General features: G+C 54.7%; 20 protein-coding genes. 3 read left to right on the top strand and 17 right to left on the bottom strand.

The window, feature by feature from the left end; all coding sequences use genetic code 11:
• Positions 1-99 precede the first annotated feature (99 nt).
• The 3 genes from ACHUEV_RS04345 to gltX all read right to left on the bottom strand — a co-directional run bounded on the left by ACHUEV_RS04345 (position 100) and on the right by gltX (position 3,468).
• Positions 100-606: a GNAT family N-acetyltransferase gene (locus tag ACHUEV_RS04345; RefSeq protein ID WP_394177839.1), complete on the bottom strand. Its 507-nt coding sequence runs from the start codon at positions 604-606 to the stop codon at positions 100-102.
• A gap of 76 nt (positions 607-682) precedes the next feature.
• Positions 683-1,978 (bottom strand): citrate synthase, encoded by a 1,296-nt coding sequence (locus tag ACHUEV_RS04340; protein WP_394177838.1) that lies wholly within the window; start codon positions 1,976-1,978, stop codon positions 683-685.
• A gap of 95 nt (positions 1,979-2,073) precedes the next feature.
• Positions 2,074-3,468, bottom strand: a complete 1,395-nt coding sequence (gltX, locus tag ACHUEV_RS04335) for a glutamate--tRNA ligase (protein ID WP_394177837.1) — start codon at positions 3,466-3,468, stop codon at positions 2,074-2,076.
• 48 nt (positions 3,469-3,516) lie between these two features.
• Between gltX and ACHUEV_RS04330 the strand changes: the two genes are divergently transcribed.
• The gene (locus ACHUEV_RS04330) at positions 3,517-5,652 is read left to right on the top strand and encodes a ComEC/Rec2 family competence protein (protein WP_394177836.1); all 2,136 of its coding nucleotides are present in this window, start codon (positions 3,517-3,519) and stop codon (positions 5,650-5,652) included.
• A 19-nt stretch (positions 5,653-5,671) separates the two neighbouring features.
• On the opposite strand, the gene lexA is transcribed toward ACHUEV_RS04330, so the two are convergent.
• The 8 genes from lexA to ACHUEV_RS04290 form a co-directional block, all read right to left on the bottom strand.
• Positions 5,672-6,358 (bottom strand): transcriptional repressor LexA, encoded by a 687-nt coding sequence (lexA, locus tag ACHUEV_RS04325; RefSeq protein ID WP_394177835.1) that lies wholly within the window; start codon positions 6,356-6,358, stop codon positions 5,672-5,674.
• 88 nt (positions 6,359-6,446) lie between these two features.
• Positions 6,447-7,619, bottom strand: a complete 1,173-nt coding sequence (locus ACHUEV_RS04320; RefSeq protein ID WP_394177834.1) for a molybdopterin molybdotransferase MoeA — start codon at positions 7,617-7,619, stop codon at positions 6,447-6,449.
• Positions 7,616-8,515, bottom strand: coding sequence for a GIY-YIG nuclease family protein (locus ACHUEV_RS04315; protein WP_394177833.1), 900 nt, complete (start codon positions 8,513-8,515; stop codon positions 7,616-7,618). Before ACHUEV_RS04315 ends, ACHUEV_RS04320 begins: the two co-directional genes overlap by 4 nt.
• On the bottom strand, positions 8,512-8,988 hold the full coding sequence (gene moaC, locus ACHUEV_RS04310) for a cyclic pyranopterin monophosphate synthase MoaC (protein ID WP_394177832.1): 477 nt from the start codon (positions 8,986-8,988) through the stop codon (positions 8,512-8,514). The genes ACHUEV_RS04315 and moaC overlap by 4 nt, the downstream gene beginning before the upstream one ends.
• Positions 8,988-9,794 (bottom strand): indole-3-glycerol phosphate synthase TrpC, encoded by an 807-nt coding sequence (trpC, locus tag ACHUEV_RS04305; protein WP_394177831.1) that lies wholly within the window; start codon positions 9,792-9,794, stop codon positions 8,988-8,990. The genes moaC and trpC overlap by 1 nt, the downstream gene beginning before the upstream one ends.
• Complete coding sequence (locus tag ACHUEV_RS04300; protein WP_394177830.1) at positions 9,791-10,432, bottom strand: uracil-DNA glycosylase; 642 nt, start codon at positions 10,430-10,432, stop codon at positions 9,791-9,793. Before ACHUEV_RS04300 ends, trpC begins: the two co-directional genes overlap by 4 nt.
• A complete protein-coding gene (trpD, locus tag ACHUEV_RS04295; RefSeq protein ID WP_394177829.1) occupies positions 10,432-11,445 on the bottom strand; it encodes an anthranilate phosphoribosyltransferase in 1,014 nt (337 codons plus the stop codon). The genes ACHUEV_RS04300 and trpD overlap by 1 nt, the downstream gene beginning before the upstream one ends.
• A complete protein-coding gene (locus tag ACHUEV_RS04290; protein ID WP_394177828.1) occupies positions 11,442-12,023 on the bottom strand; it encodes an anthranilate synthase component II in 582 nt (193 codons plus the stop codon). The genes trpD and ACHUEV_RS04290 overlap by 4 nt, the downstream gene beginning before the upstream one ends.
• Positions 12,024-12,273: 250 nt before the next feature.
• Between ACHUEV_RS04290 and ACHUEV_RS04285 the strand changes: the two genes are divergently transcribed.
• Positions 12,274-13,761 carry a divergent polysaccharide deacetylase family protein gene (locus tag ACHUEV_RS04285; RefSeq protein ID WP_394177827.1) on the top strand — a complete coding sequence of 496 codons (1,488 nt, stop codon included), beginning with the start codon at positions 12,274-12,276 and terminating at the stop codon, positions 13,759-13,761.
• 36 nt (positions 13,762-13,797) lie between these two features.
• On the opposite strand, the gene trpE is transcribed toward ACHUEV_RS04285, so the two are convergent.
• The 6 genes from trpE to fabI form a co-directional block, all read right to left on the bottom strand.
• A complete protein-coding gene (gene trpE, locus ACHUEV_RS04280; protein WP_394177826.1) occupies positions 13,798-15,306 on the bottom strand; it encodes an anthranilate synthase component I in 1,509 nt (502 codons plus the stop codon).
• A 6-nt stretch (positions 15,307-15,312) separates the two neighbouring features.
• Entirely contained in the window at positions 15,313-17,151 is a 1,839-nt protein-coding gene (locus ACHUEV_RS04275; RefSeq protein WP_394177825.1) for a peptidyl-prolyl cis-trans isomerase, read from the bottom strand.
• Positions 17,152-17,217: 66 nt separating this feature from the next.
• Positions 17,218-18,393: an aminotransferase gene (locus tag ACHUEV_RS04270; protein WP_394177824.1), complete on the bottom strand. Its 1,176-nt coding sequence runs from the start codon at positions 18,391-18,393 to the stop codon at positions 17,218-17,220.
• A 79-nt stretch (positions 18,394-18,472) separates the two neighbouring features.
• Entirely contained in the window at positions 18,473-18,979 is a 507-nt protein-coding gene (gpt, locus tag ACHUEV_RS04265) for a xanthine phosphoribosyltransferase (protein ID WP_394177823.1), read from the bottom strand.
• 23 nt (positions 18,980-19,002) lie between these two features.
• Complete coding sequence (locus ACHUEV_RS04260) at positions 19,003-19,617, bottom strand: LysE family translocator (protein ID WP_394177822.1); 615 nt, start codon at positions 19,615-19,617, stop codon at positions 19,003-19,005.
• Positions 19,618-19,619: 2 nt separating this feature from the next.
• Positions 19,620-20,426, bottom strand: a complete 807-nt coding sequence (gene fabI / locus ACHUEV_RS04255; RefSeq protein WP_394177820.1) for an enoyl-ACP reductase FabI — start codon at positions 20,424-20,426, stop codon at positions 19,620-19,622.
• A 153-nt stretch (positions 20,427-20,579) separates the two neighbouring features.
• Between fabI and pdxH the strand changes: the two genes are divergently transcribed.
• Positions 20,580-21,185, top strand: a complete 606-nt coding sequence (gene pdxH / locus ACHUEV_RS04250) for a pyridoxamine 5'-phosphate oxidase (RefSeq protein WP_394177819.1) — start codon at positions 20,580-20,582, stop codon at positions 21,183-21,185.
• The last annotated feature ends 30 nt before the right edge of the window (positions 21,186-21,215 follow it).

Genomic DNA, 21,215 nt, shown 5'->3' with positions numbered 1-21,215 from the left:
CGGCTGATTGATAGGTCAGCGGTCTATTTTGCCAATGTCAGGTTTAGCGTGATCCAACCGGATCGGCGACGCCTTGGTGAACTGATGACCAAGACTATGCTAGCGCGTTCCATTCGGGCGCGGCAAGGCGAAATATACGCTGTCGGACCAAATACCGTTTATGCAAAAAGTATTCTTCTCGCGGTGGGTGTCGGTAAATCCCAAACGACGAATTAACCCGACAGAGGCCGCATTTAGCGGGTCGGCTTCTGCGGTGAGTTCGGAATGATCGGTCGTATCAAATAGATATGGGATCACGGCTTGCATGGCCTCAAACACATAGCCCTTGCGCCAGTGGTCAGGGTGCAAAATAAACCCGACTTCGTTGTCACGATGGTTTCCGGCGCTTCCGATGTAGGCGTCGTCTAATGTGACCTGAAAGTAGGTTGGGCTATCTTGCCACGACGCGATGCAGCGATCGAGCAGCGCTTTGGTTACTGATCGATCCGCATGTGGGGCCGTTGACCAATATTTCATTGCACGCGGATCACTGTATAGCGTGTACATCGCGTCTAAATCGTCAACACGCGGTTCACGAAGGACAAGGCGGTCAGTCGTTAGCGTCACGGGTTATCCATCTTATGTGTCGCTTGGGGCATGATGTTAGCTAAGAAAAAGGCCACCCGAAGGTGGCCTGCATCTTTTAGCGTTTTTCGATGTCGACGTAGTCGCGAGATGTTTCGCCAAGATAAAGCTGACGAGGGCGACCGATTTTCAGCTGTGGATCAGCAAGCTGTTCTTTCCACTGGGAAATCCAACCAACAGTCCGCGCCAATGCAAAGATCGGTGTGAACATTGAAGTTGGGAAACCCATCGCTTCGAGGATGATGCCCGAGTAGAAATCAACGTTCGGGAACAGTTTCTTTTCAGCGAAATACGGATCGGCCAGCGCTTGCTTTTCAAGCTCCATTGCGACCTGCAACAGTGGGTTGTCTTCGACGCCAAGCAGTTCAAGAACTTCGTCAGCGGACTGTTTCATCACAGTCGCACGTGGGTCAAAGTTTTTGTAAACGCGGTGGCCAAAGCCCATCAGGCGGTAGCTGTCGTTCTTGTCTTTCGCACGGGCGATGAATTCAGGAATACGGTCAACAGTGCCGATTTCCTTAAGCATTTCCAGACATGCTTGGTTCGCGCCACCGTGGGCAGGACCCCAAAGACAAGCGATACCAGCAGCGATACATGCAAACGGGTTTGCACCAGAAGATGACGCCAGACGCACAGTCGAAGTTGATGCGTTTTGTTCGTGATCCGCGTGCAGCGTAAAGATACGATCCATCGCGCGGGCCAGAATTGGGTTCACATTGTATTCTTCGGCAGGGACCGAGAAACACATGTGCAAGAAGTTCGCAGCATAATCCAGATCGTTGCGTGGATATACGAACGGCTGGCCGATCGAATACTTATAGGCCATCGCAGCGATTGTTGGCATCTTCGCGATCAGGCGGATCGAAGCGACCTCGCGCTGATGCGCATCGTTGATGTCAGTGGAATCATGGTAGAATGCGGACATCGCACCAACAACGCCAACCATTGTCGCCATTGGGTGTGCATCACGGCGGAAGCCACGGAAGAAGTTGTGCATCTGCTCGTGAATCATCGTGTGGTTGGTTACCAAACGCTCGAACTTTTCAAGCTCAGCAGCTGAAGGCAGTTCACCGTAAAGCAGCAGGTAACATACTTCGAGATAGTGAGACTGGCTTGCCAGCTGGTCAATTGGGTAACCACGGTGAAGCAATTCACCTTTGTCGCCGTCGATGAATGTGATCGTGCTGTCGCACGCGGATGTAGACGTAAAGCCTGGATCGTATGTGAATACGTCAGCTTGTGCGTAAAGCTTGCGGATGTCGATTACATCAGGGCCTGCCGTAGGGGAGTGGATCGGCAATTCGTATGTTTCGCCCTTGATGGTTAACTTCGCAGTGTCTGTATTTTCAGCCATATTTCTTCCCCTTATATGGTGCGCACGACAAATCATCGCCGGCGCATCTTTATTCGTCGGTGTTCCAGGTAACTGCCAATCGTAACGAATTGGTTTCAGTCGCTGGCGTCTTGAAGCCGGGCAATTGTTTCCTCTTGCCCCAAGACCAACATCATATCGAACACGCTTGGTGAGACAGCACGCCCTGCGAGCGCCGCACGAAGCGGCCCAGCAAGTTTGCCAAGTTTCGTATCGTGAGCTTCGGCAATGGACGTGACAATCCCTTCTAAGGTGTCACGCGTCCAGCTAGCATTTTGCAACTGCGGCGTCAATTCCGACAGTATACCACGGGATACATCATCCAGCTGCGCTTTGGCTTTTTCGTCGATCTCTAGTGGGCGAGAAACAAGTGAAAAGTGTGCTTTTTCAAGTAATTCCGGAATGGTCTTTGCACGTTCTTTTAGGCAGTACATTGCGCGCAAAAGAAGATCAGATTGCTGATCTGTAAGGGCCTGTTCGCCAACAGATGCTAAATATTCGTGCACTTCCTGCAGCAGTGCAGCATCGCCAGTCACGGCAATGTGTTGGCCACAGATATTTGCGAGCTTTTTAAAGTCAAAACGGGCAGGCGATTTGCCAATTCCACTCAGGTCAAACCATTCGCGGGCCTGCTCATCCGAGAAGAATTCGTCGTCGCCGTGGCTCCAGCCCAGACGAGTCAGATAGTTGCGCATACCAGCGGCCGGATAACCCATTTGCTGGTACTCTGCCGCACCAGTCGCGCCGTGGCGTTTCGATAGCTTTTTACCGTCTGGACCAAAGATCAATGGAATATGGGCAAGCACGGGTTTCTCCCAACCCATGGCCTCGTAGATCAGGTTCTGACGGAAGGAGTTGGCAAGATGATCATCACCACGGATGACATGCGTCACGCCCATATCATGGTCGTCGACAACAACGGCCAGCATATAAACTGGGGTACCATCAGACCGCAGCAGGATCATGTCGTCTAGCTGGTCGTTGGACCAAGTGACATCACCTTGTACTTCGTCATGAAGGGTTGTTTTGCCAGTGCGCGGTGCCTTTAGACGGATCACGTAGGGCAGGTCAGGATGATCTGCCTCTGGCACATCGCGCCAAGGTGACTGGAACAGCGTCGACTGCTTTTCTGCACGCGCGTTTTCGCGGAACGCTTCGATTTCGTCTTGGGTGCTAAAACACTTATAAGCGTGGCCATTGGCTAGCATCTTTAGCGCGACTTCGACATGGCGCGGGGCGTTTTCTGCTTGGCTGGTTGGTTCGCCATCCCAGTCAAGCCCAAGCCAAGTCAGACCATCCAAGATCGCCTGTTTGTTTTCATCAGTCGAGCGTGACTTATCGGTGTCTTCGATCCGCAACAGGAATTTGCCACCACGACCACGCGCATAAAGCCAGTTAAACAAAGCAGTGCGCGCACCGCCGATGTGCAAGGCACCAGTGGGTGACGGGGCGAAACGAGTGACGACTGACATGGAGAATTAACCTTTCGCTAACCAGCTTTCCGGTAGTGTCCGGATTGAATGGGAGATACGAAACTGCGGGGTAAAGAACAAGTGCGCACCGCTTTTCTTGACGCACTTCTGGCGCAACGCGGTGGGCTGATTGGCTGGGTTCCTGTTTGCCTGGGCATCGGCATCGACACCTATTTCTCGCTTTCTCAAGAACCTAATCAAGTGATAATGGCCAGCGTCTGGCTGTTGGCGATAACCTTGCTGTTGATATCGCGATGGGTCCATCCCGCACTGGCCCCCGTAGTTGTGGGCTGTTCACTTATCCTCGCCGGTGCAGGCATCGCGCAGTGGCGGACGGCTCATGTCGCTGAACCAGTACTTAGTTTTCGCTACTATGGGCCGATTGAGGGGCGTGTGGTTAATATTGATCGGTCTGCAAGTGACGCACCTCGATTGACGCTTGATAACGTGGTCCTTGCGCGCATGTCACCAGCCCGTACCCCGGAACGAGTGCGAGTCTCAGTTCATGGGGATCAGGTGCTTCAAAATTATCAGCCGGGCGAAACCCTGATCCTCACCGGGCATCTTTCGCCTCCCGCAGGTCCTGCGGAACCGGGTGGTTTTGATTTTCAACGACATGCTTGGTTTCTGGGCCTGGGGGCCGTCGGTTACACACGCACTCCGGTCTTAAGGCTGGCGGCCCCGAGTGACCCAACACTGGCGATGCGCGTGTTTGCCATAAGGATGAAGTTATCCAGCTTTGTTCAGGCGGCGATCCCGGGCGAGGCAGGGGCATTTGCTGCTGCAATCATGACAGGCGACCGATCCGCGATGCGCCAAGAAACATTAGCGAATTTGCGTGCCGCGAATCTGGCGCATTTGTTAGCGATCTCTGGTCTGCATATGGGTTTGCTGACCGGATTCATCTTTGCGCTTGTCCGGTACGGCTTGGCGCTAAGTGCGACGATATCGCTTCGGTATCAGACCAAGAAAATTGCTGCAGTCTGCGCATTAGTTGTCGGTGCATTCTATCTGGCACTTTCCGGAGGAAACGTAGCGACAGAGCGCGCATTCATAATGGTTGCAGTGATGTTGGTTGCAGTCCTTCTGGACCGTCGCGCGTTAACTTTGCGCGCTGTGGCAATGGCTGCAATCATCGTGCTGCTATGGCAGCCAGAGGCGCTTACCGGGCCGGGGTTTCAGATGTCTTTTGCTGCGACGACCGCGCTGGTTGTGGTCTTTGGCGCATTGCGCCGCTTTGACATGTCGCGTTGGCCGAAATGGCTGCGGGCGGTGTTTTCTGTCGTTTTGTCATCCTTTGTTGCAGGGCTTGCGACCGCGCCTTTCGCTGCAGCTCATTTCAACCAAGTCGCACATTTTGGTCTCATCGCGAACCTGCTCAGCGTGCCCTTGATGGGCGTGCTAGTTATGCCCGCAGCCGTTCTGGCGATCTGCCTTGCGCCGCTCGGGCTGTCGGGCGTCGGTTTTGTGGTCATGTCCGTTGGTTTGCGCTGGATCTTACGGGTTGCGGAAACTGTATCCGGCTGGGACGGGGCTGTCGGTCATATCGTTGCGCCCGGTCCTTGGGTTTTGTCGGTACTTGCGATGGGTTTGCTGTGGGGTGTCCTGTGGCAGGGCAAATCACGAATCGCAGGCGTTGTCCTTGTGATTTGCGCATTTGTGTCATGGTCGCAAGTAACCCGACCGCACTTACTGATCTCTGACAGCGGAGCGTTGATTGGGGTTTTAGGGCCTGAGGGGAGGGCACTTTCCAAGGCAGCCGGCGACAGTTTTGTTGCGCGGATTTGGCTTGAAAATGACGGCGCAGTGACTGACCAAGAAATCGCGGCAGGCCGCCCCGGATACCAGCACGAAGGGCGGGTTGTTCGGGTGCAAGTCGGCGATTGGACGGTGTTGCAAGTATCGGGAAAAACCGCGCTTGCGGAGCTAAATGGGTGCGGTGGCGCTGATGTGATTGTTAGTAATCAAAAAGATGTAACTGATCGGCCCTGTACCGTTTTTGATATTGACCAGCTACGTCAGACTGGCGCGCTTGCTTTGGATACCAATGAACGTGGTGATTTAGTCGTTACCACTGCACAAGAGGTCACTGGGGATCGTCCGTGGAACGCCGGACCAGTACTTGCAGGTGAACAGATCATCCTGACCCAAGAAGACAAAAAGGGCCGCCAGAGCGACCCTTGAAGCAGAGTGAATACTCTAATCAGTAGGTGCGGATTAGCCCGACCAACCGGCCCTGAACCTTGACCTGATCATCGCGGAATACGCGCGTTTCATATGCAGGGTTGGCAGCCTCGAGCGCGATAGCGCTACCGTTCCGGCGGAACCGTTTTAGTGTGGCTTCGTGACCTTCGACCAGCGCAACGACGATATCACCATTATCAGCGACGGTGGTTTCACGGATCACAACAACATCGCCGTCATTAATCCCCGCGTCGATCATGGAATCGCCTTTAACTTCAAGCGCATAGTGGTCGCCTGCGCCGACCATCGACTGCGGGACCGAAACGTTGTGGGATACTTGGCTAATCGCCTCGATCGGGACACCGGCAGCGATGCGGCCCATCAATGGAAGTTCGATCGCGCCATTATCAATCGGCATTGCCGTTGCAGGGGTGCTGTCGGGTTTGTCGCCGTCAATCACACGCGGGGTAAACCCAGTTTTGCCCTGCATCGCGTCAGGTAGCTTAACGATTTCCAAGGCACGTGCGCGGTGCGCGAGGCGGCGAATAAAACCACGCTCTTCCAATGCTGTGATCAAACGGTGGATCCCCGACTTGGATCGCAGATCAAGCGCTTCTTTCATTTCATCAAAGCTAGGCGACACCCCATCGCGCTGTACGCGCTTGTGAATGAACTCTAGCAGGTCGAGTTGTTTTTTTGTCAACATCGCATGTTCCCCTCGCAGGTTTTGCATATGTTCTATGCATGTTCCTGTTTTGTGTCAACGCTTGCGTGAGCGCTGTGAACATTCAAGGTCAGATACGGATAATGTCGATTTCGTCGCCTGCGCTGCGGGCCGGGTCACCAATCGGGCGAACAGCAAGACAATTTGCATCCGCTAGGACGGTCAAAAGCGCGCTGTCTTGGCGATCAAAGATGGTCACGCCATCAGGGCCGATATGAGCGCGAGTGTAATGCTCTCTGATACCGTTTGGGCCAATGTCATGGCCAAGGGGTGCGGTTTCGCGTGGGGCAGGTGCCGTTCCTTGGCCAAGTATCTGGCGGATGACTGGCAGCAAGAATATGTGCCCGCACACCATCGCAGAAACGGGATTGCCCGGTAGCCCAATCATCACAGCATTACCCATTCGGCCCGCCATCAGCGGTTTACCCGGACGCATCGCGATCTTGTAAAACGACCGCTCCATCCCCTTTGCTTCTGCAACCTGTCCGACCAAATCATGATCGCCGACAGAGGCACCACCAATGGTGACAATCAGATCTGCATCCGCTGCCAAATCAAAAGCTAGTTCAAGGGCCGGAACGTTGTCGCGTGCGATTGGCAGCATACGGGCATGGCCACCTGCGCCTTCAGCAAGGGCCGCCAAACCATAACTGTTCGACGCAATGATCTGATCTGGGCCCGGAGTTTCGCCGGGCTGCACCAATTCATCCCCTGTCGCGATAATCGCAACAACGGGGCGGCGCACAACAGGAACCTGCGCAATATTCATCGCAGCAAGAAGCGCAACATCCGAAGCAGACAAGACACGCGGTGCCTTAATCTGATCGCCATTCTTAAAATCGGAACCAGCAGGGCGCACGTAGGATTTCGTTTCTAACGTGTCGCGTAGGGTGATGGTGTTGTCGACACGGTCAACGTCTTCTTGGATCACGACCCAATCTGTTCCGGCGGGCATTGGTGCACCTGTGAAAATCCGCGCAGCCTGACCTGACCCGACGATGCCAGCGAATGCGTGGCCGGCCGCAGCCTCTCCGACAACATCAAAGGTTGCGCCAGGGGCAACATCTGCACCAGCAACTGCATAACCATCCATAGCAGATGCAGCAAAAGGGGGCTGATCACGGCGTGCGGCGACATCCTGCGCCAAGACACGTCCAAAGGCTTCTGTCAGTGGCACGGTTTCGGAGGGTAGAGGCGAAACAAGAGCGAATAAGTGATCAAGTGCTTCGTTGACTGGGATCATGTGTTGAGGTCATCCAACCGTGCTTCTTCCCACTCTGCGTAGGTCTGTTGTGTCGTAGTGTTCACCCAAGAAGTGCGCCCATTTGCAGATCTACCTGCTACGACTGCAGCGGCAGAAGACGGGCTAGAAAAGGCAAAGTCTTGCGTGAAAATGGCAGTGTCACCCGTCAATGAGATTGTTCCGTTCGCAACGAGTTCGTCATGTATCTTCCAGTAACTCGTCTTATGTGTGCGGTCCCCCACCCACGCGCTTCGCACAACGGACCCTGCTTGAACAATCATTTCACCACCCTGGACCACTGAAAACGCGTGTACGCCGTGGCGAGGGACTTTGAATTCAAATTTTGTGACTTCCTCGGGCTCGTTCGCGTCAATGTCCGCTTTGATGCTACGCTTGCGGCTTAAAAATAGATCCACTCGGATCGCGGGCAGCACCATCATCAGCGTATCAATAAAGCTTTCCATATTGGCTTGGGCGGCTTCATTTAGGCTGCTGCGTGGTGGAGTGTTACCGTTTTCTAACGGTGTATGAGCAACATCTCGTGCGATTTCTACCAGCCGTGACTCAAGGTATTTGATGTGCGCCTTGTGGAGATTATTCGCAGCTGAGCTAATTAGGATCGCGTCGTCCCACCAACCTTTGTTTGAAACATGGTCGCGTAGACGCACACGCATGTCCTCGGCTTCACCAATGTAGGCGAGCGGGCCGTTTTCGGTTTCTCCAAGTAAGACGTATACACCCGTGAACCCAGATTCGGGTCGCATTAGTGCGTCTTTGATCTGTGTGCGGGGTGCACGCAGAACATGCCCTGTCCAGTTGAACACTTCAGCGGTCAGCATCCCATCCGCCCGACCGTCTACAAAGAAAAGTTCGAGAGAGCGGCCCAATCTGTTCATGGATTTTCAAACCGTCCAGATTTGCCGCCGTCTTTAAGCGTTACCCGTATCCCGCCGATTTCCATATCTTTTTGAACCGCTTTGACCATGTCATAGACGGTTAGTGCGGTTGTGCTGACTGCTGTTAGGGCTTCCATCTCAACGCCGGTTTGGCCACCGGTTTTGACGGTGGCGCTGATCCGGATACCGGGTAGCGCCTCGTCAGGGGTCAGTTCAATCGCGACCTTTGTGATGGGGAGCGGGTGGCAGAGCGGGATAAGGCCGGCTGTTTTCTTGGCCCCCATAATCCCAGCGATCCGGGCGATCCCAAGAACATCGCCTTTGTCTGCACGTCCTTCGACAATAAGAGCGAGGGTCTCAGGCGTCATTTTAATGTAACCTTCGGCGACTGCGATACGTGCAGTCACAGGTTTGTCCGACACATCGACCATATGGGCTTTGCCGTCGGCATCAAAATGGCTGAGACCTGACATCACATGCCTCCTGATGCGGGCTTAGTAAGCAGTGCGCGTGTTGCGGCTGCCACGTCATCCTGACGCATTAGGCTTTCACCAATCAGGAAGGTGCGCGCGCCGTAGCGAGCCATGTCTGCCAGCTCCTCTGGTGTATTCAGACCGCTTTCGCAGACGATTGTGCGATCTGCAGGTACCAATTTTGACAGGGTGCGCGTCGTGTCCAACGTCGTTTCAAACGTCTTGAGGTTGCGATTGTTGATACCCATTAGGGGGGATTTCAACAGGCTTGCGCGTTCCAGCTCTTCGGCATCGTGTACCTCTAGCAGGACATCCATGCCCCATTCGAACGCTGAATCCTCAAGCTCTTGGGCTTGGGCGTCGCTGACCGACGCTAAGATGATCAGGATGCAATCGGCGTGCAATGCACGGGCTTCGGCCACTTGATAGGTATCGTACATGAAATCTTTGCGCAGGGCGGGCAGGTCGACGGCACTGCGGGCGGCGGTCAGATAGCTGTCGTCGCCCTGAAAGGACGGGCCATCAGTCAGTACGGACAGACATGTAGCACCGCCGGCCTCGTAGGCTTTTGCAAGCTCAGGTGGGTTGAAGTCGGGGCGGATCAGGCCCTTGGATGGGCTCGCCTTTTTGATCTCAGCGATGAGGCCGTACCCTTCGCGGGCGGCCTCTTGTAGGCGTTCTGCAAAACCGCGCGTTGGTGGCGCGTCTTTGGCGCGTGCTTCTATCTCAGATAGGGGCACGGCAGCTTTGCATGCGGCGACATGTTCCAACTTATAAGCTTTGATTTTTTCGAGAATGTCGGTCATGGGTCCGCCCAGTTTATTGGCTCTTGCCCCTGATCAATAAGCCACTGGTTGGTCTTTGAAAATGGGCGCGAGCCGAAAAAACCACGATGGCATGACAATGGGGAAGGGTGCGCTGATTTTAGTGTCAGATGCTTTTCGTTGATGTGTTTGCCATAGGCCTGCGCCGGGCCGCCCCAAAGGATAAACGCGCGCGGTGCATCATCCAGCCGCTTGATCACTTCGACGACCAATTTCGACCAGCCAAGCTTAGCATGCGCCTTTGGCTTTCCAGGGGGCACAGTTAGGGCTGTGTTCAGTAGCAAGACGCCTTGATCCGCCCAGTCCTGTAGCCCAGTCTTGGTGCGTTTTTGATCCAGATCGCTGTCTATCTCTTTGAAAATGTTGCCAAGACTATCAAGCCGCCCGCCAAAGTCATCGGGAATTGAAAAGGCCAGACCGTCAGCTTTGCCGGGTGTGTGGTACGGGTCTTGGCCAATAATCACGACGCGGGTCTGGTCTGGCTGGCAACGATCTAGCGCCGCGAACGTCAGCGCTGGCGGCGGAAGAATATCGGCGTCAAGTTTGGAAGTCAGAGCAGGAAGGTCGTTGCCGAAAAACGGTAAATCGGCCCAACTGCCCAGACGCCCAAGATCAAACATCAGGACGATGTGATCCGCGCGAGCGTTTCAACGGCGTGCTTTGCCTTGCCAGCATCAATGCTTTCGCGGGCGATTTCGACGCCTTCGGGCAGGGTGGCTGCCTTATCCGCGACAACAAGCGCAGCGGCAGCATTAAAAAGCACGGCATCACGGTAGGCACCGGTCGCTCCATCCAGCAATGCGCGCATCGCATCTGCGTTCTCTTCAGGCGTCCCACCGATAAGATCGCGGAAATTGTGGACTGGTAGGCCTGCATCCTCTGGGTGGATTTCGCGCGATGTGACCTTGCCATTCTCAAGCGCGGCTACAGCGGTTGTGCCACAAATCGTGATCTCATCAGTGCCATCGCTGCCGTGCACAAGCCACGCTTTTTCAGTGCCAAGCTGCTGGAGCGTTTCGGCCATTGGGTGGATCAAATCGATCGCAAATGCGCCTGTAAGCTGGCGCTTCACGCCGGCCGGATTAGTAAGCGGCCCCAAGATGTTAAATATCGTTTTGCATCCCAATTCCAAGCGCACAGGACCAACGTGTTTCATTGCTGGGTGGTGCATGGGCGCCATCATAAAGCCGATGCCAGCCTCAGCGATTGCACGTTCGACCACATCGGGCCCAACCATCACGTTGATCCCAAGCGCACTTTGCACATCAGCGGTGCCGGATTTAGACGATAGATTGCGGTTACCATGTTTTGCAACAGGCACCCCGGCACCAGCCACAACAAACGCGGTTGCGGTTGAGATGTTCAAAGTGTGCTTGCCGTCGCCGCCCGTGCCAACGATATCCATCGCACCTTCGGGGGCTTTGACCGGTACGCAATGCGCGCGCATGACAGCGGCCGCGGCTGAATACTCAGCTACGGATTCACCGCGTGTCCGCAGCGCCATCAGGAAACCCGCGATCTGAGCCGGTGTTGCCGTACCTTCGAACAGATAGCCAAAAGCTTCTTCGGCTTGCGCACGTGAAAGTGGGCCTTCCGATGCGGCGTAAATCAGTGGCTTCATCGCGTCGGTCATGCTGAAACCTTTGTCATCTCAAGGAAGTTGTTTAACAGCTTATGCCCGTGTTCGGATTTGATGCTTTCGGGGTGGAATTGAACGCCGTGGATTGGCAGCGTTTTGTGCTGGAGCCCCATGATCGTGCCGTCTTCAAGCTCTGCCGTGATTTCAAGACACTCGGGCAGGGTTTCGCGTTCTACAACAAGAGAATGATAGCGGGTCGCATCAAACGGGCTAGGCAGACCAGCAAAAAGACCTTTGCCAGTGTGTTTCATCGCGCCCATTTTGCCGTGCACGATTTCATGGCAGCGAACGACTTTCCCGCCAAAAGCTTCGCCAATCGCTTGGTGCCCCAGACACACACCCATTAGTGGGGTTTTGGTTTCGGCGGCGGCATGGACCATCGACAGGCAAATGCCTGCTTGCGACGGATCGCAAGGGCCGGGGGATAGCATAATTGCGTCGGGACGCATCGCCATTGCTTCTTGGACATTAAGCGCGTCATTCCGGCGCACAACGACGTCAGCGCCCAATTCGCCCAAGTAATGAACAAGGTTGTAGGTGAAGCTATCGTAGTTATCTATCAGCAAAAGCATGACAAAATCCCGTGCAGGTCGAATTAGGGCTACCGTCTCCCCCGTGGCTGACGGTATAATCAATGCCATACATGGGCCGGGACGCGGGGCAGCGTCAAGGTCGAACGGCGCGATTACAGACGACTTGAAGGGCGATTATTATATGCGGGGTAGTGTTTCAGGGAGTGTGTGGGCGCTTGTGCTTGGTGGTGCAGGGTTAGGTGTCGCGTCACTAATAAGCGAACAACCCGCAGGAAATGAGCCGCCGCAGATGCCACAGGTTGCGGCACCACAAGCAACGCAAAGTGCTGAAATTGATCTTGATACTGGGACGACGCCGCCAGAGGTGGACCGCGAGTTCGCAGTAACGGCACCACGTGTATCGGCACCCGAGGCCGAAGTCGCGGAACCCACAACCGACACAGAACCAGCTGCACCGCCCCAGACCTTACAGCTAGAAACTGAACTTAGCGTTCCGACTGATGTAGACGAATCAACGATTGTTACAGCGTTGGAAGAACCCGTTCTGCCCGCCACTACTGTTGAACCTCCGCAGATGCCGTCCGCAGCCGAAAATGTCGTGATTGCAACGCAACCGACGCAACCCGCGTCCGAGGTTGGTGAGGCTGACGTGCCTACTGTTGAAGGAATCGCAGAAGATGCGCTTGTTGCTCCAGCACCTGAATGGATTGCTGAACCGGCCCCGACAGAGATCTTCGTCGACGAATTGCCGTTCTTGGATGCCGAAGAGCCTGAAGTGGCTGCAGAGCGCGAAGTGGCCGAAGTACCCGTGCCGGAAATCGTGATTATTCCCGAACCAGAAACAATTCCTGACCCAGTTGAATTGCCCACCGGGCAAGATGCCCCTTCTGAGGGATCCGAGGTCCCGCCGCAAACGCCCACTCCAGTTGGCGTGGCGCCAGAACCAACTGAACCCTCGGTGACCGACGAAAGCGAACCTACAGTGATTACTTCTGGACCGGGCAAGCGGATCAAAGTCAATCGCCCAAGTGCAGAGCCTGAAACGACGCCAGAACCAGAAACGGAAGCGGTGACAGATGAAGAGGCCGAAGCGACCGACCTGCCAGCGCTACAGCGCTTTGCAACCGCGTTCGAAAACCCCAATGGAATGCCATTGCTCTCGATCCTCTTGGTTGATGATGGCACGAACGGCGATATGGCGGCTGACGTTGCCTCAATGCCGTTACCGGTGACGGTTGTGTTACATGCGCTTGACCCGAACGCTGCTGCGCGCATGCAGGCTTACCGTGCTGCCGGGATTGAAGTCGCGCTTCAAACATCATTGCCAGAAGGGGCGGTGCCAACAGATGTGGAGATCGCGTTTGAAGCGGCCTTTGGCATTCTGCATGAAACTGTGATGCTGTTCTCGGATGGAACGGGAGTTCTGCAAAATGATCGCGCTGTGACCGACCAAGTTATGCAAATACTTGCCTCTGATGGCCGTGGTTTGGTCACCGTCCAACGTGGTTTGGGAAGCGCACAACGCGCGGCCGAACAGGTGGGCGTTGCAGCGACAACTGTACTGCGTGACCTTGATGGCGCAGGCGAGGATCAATCAGCGATCGAGCGTGCCCTAGATCAATCAGCTTTGCGTGCGCGTCAAACTGGCGATGCTGTATTGCTGGGGCGGGTTCAGCCAGAAACGATCTCGGCGCTCACAAACTGGGCGCTGACCGTCAACCAAGACCAAATGCTGGTCGCACCGGTTTCTGCTGTGTTGTTGGATGGCACTGAATAAGCAGGGTGGATTTAAATCCACCCTACGTGGTCGCGCTTAGTTTCCGCCAGTTTTGAACATTGTCGCGTCAGACGCAGCTTTGCGAATGGCGTTCGATTTGTGAACGGTTTCCTGATATTCGGCTTCTGGATCGCTATCAAAGACGACACCGCCGCCTGCTTGGATATATAACTTCTCATCCTGAAGCACGGCCGTCCGCAGCGCGATGCACATATCCATGTCGCCATTCGCGCTAAAGTAACCGCAACCACCGCCGTAGACGCCGCGCTTTTCGGGCTCTAGCTCGTCGATGATTTCCATCGCACGGACTTTGGGTGCACCAGAGACGGTTCCCGCAGGCATACCGGCAAAGAAAGCCGAAAGCGCATCTTGGTCATCGGCCAATTCGCCAACGACGTTTGAAACGATATGCATCACATGGCTATAGCGTTCGATGATGAATTCTTCGGTCGGACGTACAGTTCCGATTTTGCTGACCTTGCCGGTGTCATTGCGACCCAGATCAAGCAGCATAAGATGCTCTGCCAGTTCTTTTTCGTCGGCAAGTAGATCTGCTTCGTTTGCTTTGTCTTCGGCAGGCGTCGCACCGCGTGGGCGGGTGCCTGCGATTGGACGAATTGTGACCTCTTTACCAAAGACCCGGACTAGGATCTCGGGGCTTGCTCCGATGACTTGGAAGCCACCAAAGTTAAAGAAGAACATAAATGGCGACGGATTCGTGCGGCGCAAGCTACGATACAACGCAAACGGCGGTTCGCGGAACTCTTGGGTCCAGCGCTGCGACGGTACGACTTGAAAAATATCGCCGGCACGAATGTATTCTTTTGCCTTCTCGACGGCTTCCAAATATCCGCTGTGCGTAAAATTCGATACTGGTGGGCTAACCGGTGCTGGATCAGCAAGCGTACGACCATCGCCCGGAGTAGGGCGTTCCAACGCGCGTTGCGCGTCCATGACGCGTTCGGCAGCTTGGGCATAGGCAGCGCGGGCATTGAGCCCCTGGTTTACATAAGCGGGTGCGACAAGGATCACGTCACCCTTGACCCCATCCAAAACAGCCACGACCGACGGACGCAACATCATTGCATCAGGCAATCCAAGCGGATCGGGGTTTATGTCAGGCAGATGTTCAACCAACCTGATCATGTCATAGCCAAGGTAGCCAAACAGTCCAGCTGACGCGGCGGGCAGATCGGCGGGCAATGCGATCTTTGATTCAGCAATGAGCGCACGCAGTGCCGTCAGCGGATCATCATCCATCGGCGTAAAATCGGCATCGTCAAATCGCGCGTTTCGGTTCACGCGCGATGTCGTTCCCCGGCATTCCCAGATCAAGTCTGGGTTCATCCCGATAATTGAATAACGACCGCGAATTTCGCCGCCTGTTACGCTTTCTAGCATAAAGGCGTTTTTGCCAGCGCCAGAAAGCTTAAGCATCAACGATACGGGCGTATCCAAATCTGCGGCAATCCGGGTGTAAACAACCTGATTTTCGCCCGCGTCATATCCACGGGCGAAGCTATCATAATCGGGTAAAAGCGACATGTTGACCTACTGGAACTGGGCGTTGACCGCGTTCACGGTGGCCTGATTAATATTCACGTCTGTCTCTTTTTGCAGCGCGGTCGCATAGGCATCAAAGATGTCTTGCGCGATAGAAGTCGTCGCATTGCCTGCGATACCTTCGATCCGTGCCGCGGTCAGCTCATCCTCGGTGTCAGGCGGAGTGATCGCGTCAAGGCGCAGGATCACGGCCCGGTCGTCTGCATCAAGCACAACAACGTCACCAACAGCCATTTCGAACAGTTTTTCGTTGAATGCTGGTGGGGTACCTTCGACAAAATCGGTGCGTGTCAGGTTTTCTTCTACGGTTCCGATCAGCCCAAGCGTATCAAAGCCAGTATCTGGCTTAATCTCAGCGGCCAATTCTTCTGCACGTGCGACAACAGCGTCTTGGCGCGCCTGAACTTGCCACGCTTCAGCGGCTGCTTCGCGCACTTCTTCAAGTGGCCGTACGGTGGGCGGTGTCGTACCGTCTAGGCGCAGGGCGAAAATGCCACCGTCGGCAAGATCGATCACATCGGCAAACGCACCTTGTTCAACACGTGCGGCAGCATCGCGGAAGTCATCATAGGCGGCGATTCCATCTGCGACGTCAGTCGTCCAATTAATGGTGCCAAGCTGCAGATCAGTGCGCTCCGCCAGATCTTCAAGCGTTGCACCGCCTGCGATTAGATCAAGGATGCCGTCTGTGCTGTCTGAAATGACCTCGCGAGCCGCATCAGCGGCAAGCTCATCGCGCAGTTCAGCGGCTGCTTCTTCAAGTGGTGTTTCTTGCGCAGACAGAATCGCGTTCATGCGGAACAATGCAGGCCCAAGAGGAGAGTTGAACGGACCGACGACTTCGCCCGGAGTTGCCGTAAAGACGGCTTCACCAGCGGCGCGCAGTTCTTCTTGGTCGACGTCGCCCATATCGACATCGTTCAGGGTAAGGCCACGTTCCGCAACAAGGTCTTCAAAGCTGACTTCGCCAGAATCGATACGCGCACGGGCTTCATCCGCCTTCGCAGAATCGAGATAAACCAAGCGTTCTACCAAGCGACGTTCTGGCTGCATGAATTCAGCGATCCGTTCCTGATAGAGCTGTTCAACGGCGGTTTCAGGAACTTCCATCTGATCTTGGATCATATCTGGGGTTAGCCAGACGTATGTGATGTCACGTGCCTCGGGCAGAGTGAAATCTTCGGGATGGGCGTCATAGTATTCTTGTATATCAGCGTCGGTCGCACCAGGAATTGGTGCGGTCAGTGCCTCGGCATCGATTGATGTCCAAGTGGCACTGCGCTGTTCACCAATATAGGCGATCATCGTTTGACCAAAGACATCCATGCTTGGAACGCCGCTTACGACTGCGCCTTGCAGCAATGTGCGTGCCATTTCTTCGCGGAGTGTTGTTTCAAACGCGGATTCTGATTGGCCTGCCTGCTGCAGCGCAAGGCGATAGCTATCGGCGTTAAATCCGCCACGGCCTTGGAATTCTGGAATGGCTTTTAGCTGATCAAACACACGTTGATCACCAACGGAAATGCCCAATTGGGCGGCTTCATTATCAAGCGTACGGTTTAGGATCACGGACTGAAGTGCCTGACGGTCAATGCCAAGTGAAACAGCTTGTTGGAACGTGATTTGCGTACCAAACTGCTGTGACATATTCTGAATCTGCGCGTTTAGCTGGCGCTGATAAGCTGTAATCGGCACGTCTTTGTCGCCGACGGTGCCTAGGCTACGCATGCTGCTTGAAAACCCGCTCGAGCCAAAGCCAGCCATACCAACAAGTACAACCCCGACAATGACCAATGGGCCGTACCGATTTTTCTTTTTTTCTGCCATAAGTCTCGTGCGCTCCGCCCTAATAGGTGGAGCATGAATACGGCCCTGCGCACATGGGTGCAAGGGTCAGTAGGGCAGGTTCGAAAGTCGATCGAACAAGGTCTCGATCCCGCTACGGTCGATATTGGCAAATGCGATCCGCAATTGGCTTTCACCGCCGGGTAGATCATCTGGCATAAACATTGTGCCGGGCAGCAAAAGGACGCCTGCGTCACGGACCAATTTCGGAGCAAGCTCTGCCGAAGACATGTCGTACGGATGGCGCATATAGGCGAAATAGGCGCCGCATCCCAATAGTTCCCACCCTTGGGCAGCAAGTTTGGGGAAGTGGTCATTGATCGCATTGCGACGATCAAGAATTTCTAACCGTTCACCCGCAAGCCATGCGTCAAGGTTCTGCATACCCCAAAGCGCGGCACGTTGCCCAAGCTGGTTAGGGCAGATCGTGACCGTATCGAGGAACTTTTCAACCTCGGCTAGGCGGGCAGGGCTGGCAACAATGGCCCCCACGCGGTGTCCTGTCAGACGGTAGGCCTTGGAGAACGAATAAAGCTGGATCAGCGTATCGTCCCAGTTGGGATCGGTGAAAAGATCGTGTGGCGCGCCCTCACGGCTGTCGAAATCCCGATAGGTTTCATCAACGATAAGCGAAATTTTATGTATGCGTGCCAATGACATGAACGCGCGTAGCGTCTCAGAAGGGTATTCTGCGCCGCATGGATTGTTTGGCGTCACAAGCGCGATTGCGCGTGTGCGGGGGGTGATAAGAGCCGCGGCCGCTTCCACGTCGGGAATCATCCCGGCCCCTGCAAGCAACGGGACGGTTTTTACCCCCGACATATCCAGCCACATGCGGTGGTTGAAATAGTAGGGAACGGGAATGATGACCTCATCCCCTTCGGTGCAAAGGGTGGATATCGCGGCGGCAAAGGCCTGATTGCAGCCCGATGTGATTGCAACTTGGTCGGGTGATACAAGACCGCCATATGCGCCGGTCCAACGTTCTGCGATTTCTGCCCGTAGTTCAGGAAGCCCTAAAACGGGACCATATAAATGCGCGTTCGGATCGTTCAGGACGATTTGCGCCATTGCCTCGCGCAGGGGCGCGGGCGGTGGATCAATCGGGGCCGCCTGACTGACATTGAGCAATGGGCGGTCAGTCGGGTGGGACACACCATCTAACCAACGTCGTGCCTCCATCACTGGTGGAGCAAAGGTGGTAGCGGTGCGAGGTTGTGTCATGGCTTGATCCAATAGAGCGGCTTTGCCGCACAGTATTTTTGGTCACCGTGCGGCAAGCGTTGTCTTCTTACAAGTCTGCTTAGTCTTTGCCGCGGTAGGGTTCGACGTATTGCAGCGCCATATCCCATGGAAAGAAGATCCAAGTGTCTTGGCTGACTTCGGTGATAAATGTGTCGACCTGTGGTCGGCCTTTGGGTTTTGCATAGACCGTCGCGAACTGCGCGTTCGGGTACATCTGACGTACGAGTTCCAGCGTTTTGCCGCTATCTACAAGGTCATCGATAATCAAAATGCCCGTACCGTCGCCCATCAGTTCAGCGTCTGGCGCCTTTAGAACCTTGGCTTCGGAACGGTCTTGATGGTCGTAGCTTTTGACGCTGATCGTATCGACGGTGCGAATGTCTAATTCACGGGCGACGATCATCGCCGGGGCCATGCCGCCGCGCGTAATAGCGACAACCGCTTTCCATGCGCCGTCATCGGGGCCTTGTCCGTCAAGCCGCCAAGCAAGCGCACGGCTATCGCGGTGGATTTGATCCCAGCTAATGTGAAAGCCTTTTTCGTGTGGCAGGCGGGTGTCGGTCATGGTTTTGTTCCTTATGGCGGCGGCTATGTGGCGGCGATCTTGACGCCAAGCAGCGCTAAAGTAGCGCCAAACGCGCGGTCGATGAGAGTTTTTAGGCTTATGTAGCCTTGGCGCGACCTTTCAAGTGAAAAGATGCGTGCAACCAAGATATTCCATACTGCCTCATTCAAAAACACAGCTAATAGGATAGCCGCGTAGCTGAGTAGACTTGTGCCTTCTGGAACCGTTCCCAGAAATATCGCGCTGAATAGAATCGCCGGTTTCGGGTTCGCCAGCTGAGTCGTAATGCCCAGCCATAATGCCGAAAGCGGGTGCCGAGGTGGCGCAGTCGTGTCGCCCATGTCCAGTGGCTTGTCTGCGGAACGCCAAAGTTTCCAAGCCATCCAAACAAGATAGGCCCCAGCTAATACTTTGAGCCCGATCAGTAGAGCGGGGGCGGTTTGAAACACGAAGGCAAGGCCGCAGAGCGCTGCGAGCGCCCATATGACGCCACCGATTCCAATACCAACCGCGAGCATCGCCCCGGTTCGCATTCCTTCGATGACGCCTGTTCGTGCTGACATGACAACAGCCGGCCCTGGGCTGATTGCCGCCAAAAGGTGCAAAAACCAGATCGTGCCAAATGCTGTCAGTGTCATGATTACTCTTTTGTTATGTCAGGAGCGTCGACGGCTTTCATGCCGACCACGTGATAGCCCGCATCAACATGGTGCACTTCGCCAGTCACCGCGCTACCCAAATCAGATAGTAGATAGAGCGCTGATTTACCGACCTCTTCTTGGGTCACTGTGCGACGCAGGGGCGAGTTGTACTCGTTCCATTTCATGATGAGCCGAAAATCGCCGATGCCAGATGCGGCTAAAGTCTTGATCGTTCCGGCACTAATTGCGTTCACGCGAATGCCATCTTTACCCAGATCTTCGGCAAGGTAACGAACCGATGCTTCGAGCGCGGCTTTGGCGACGCCCATCACATTATAATGTGGCATCACTTTCTCGGCGCCATAGTAAGTAAGCGTCAGGCATGATCCGCCTTCGGTCATCATTTTTTCGGCGCGTTTTACGACGGCGGTGAATGAGTAGACAGAGATGTCCATGGACATAAGAAAGTTGTCGCGGCTGGTATCAACGTAGCGGCCACGAAGTTCATTTTTGTCTGAAAAACCAATGGCATGAACGATAAAGTCGAGTTTGCCCCAGCGCTTCTCTAGCTCTGCAAACAGGTCGTCAATTGAAGCTTCATCGCCTACATCACATGGCAGTACGATGTCAGATCCGACTGATGCGGCCAACGGCCCCACCCGTTTTTTCAGCGCTTCACCTTGATAGGAAAATGCCAGTTCTGCACCCGCATCGGCGCATGTTTTTGCAATCCCCCATGCGATGGATTTGTCGTTGGCGAGGCCCATGATTAGACCGCGTTTGCCTTGCATCAGCTGTGACGTCATCGCTGTCGTTCCTTCGTCTTAGTTTACTCCGCGTTAGCCTCGTTTAGGCGATTGCTGGGGGCGCAGCAAGCTTTTGAGGGGGAAGCTAAAAAGGTTGCTACATCATCGGATTGACCCTAAGCCTATCACGCAAAGAAGTGGTGAGGCTCATTAATGGGTGACAGGGACGGTATTTTCGCGGGCAATGACCCGTTTGCTATTGCACGACAATGGCTTGATACCGCGATTGAAACGGAACCCAATGATGCAAATGCAATTGCATTGGCTACTGTTGATGCAACAGGATTACCAAACGTGCGTATGGTATTGCTCAAGGAGATTGAGCCTGAGGCATTTGTGTTTTACACCAACTACGAGAGTCAGAAAGCGCAAGAAATCGCGCAATCTAGTAAAGCTGCGTTCGTGCTGCACTGGAAGTCGTTGGCACGGCAGATTAGAGTAAGGGGGTTGGTTACCCGAGAGGATGGGCCAATCGCTGATGAGTATTATAAGTCGCGATCGCTCAAAAGCCGCCTAGGCGCTTGGGCTTCACGGCAATCGCAGCCTTTGTCATCGCGTGCAGCGCTGATGGCGGAAGTTGCAAAAGTAACGTTGCAAAAAGGGGCGGATCCGGGACGGCCGCCTTTTTGGGGTGGTTTCCGGATTGTACCTCTGGAGATCGAGTTTTGGTCAGATGGTGCTTACAGGTTGCATGACCGGTTTCGGTGGTCACGCGAAACAACTGATCGGCCGTGGGAAATCACGCGACTGAGCCCATGAGTTTCACAGGGTGTGAAAACTTCAGGTTGA

The sequence above is a fragment of the Yoonia maritima genome (genome assembly GCF_043641945.1).
In the GTDB taxonomy this organism is placed as follows: domain Bacteria; phylum Pseudomonadota; class Alphaproteobacteria; order Rhodobacterales; family Rhodobacteraceae; genus Yoonia; species Yoonia maritima_B.
The sequence above is the reverse complement of the archived record's forward strand: the minus strand, read 5'-3'. Positions and strand labels throughout refer to the sequence as shown.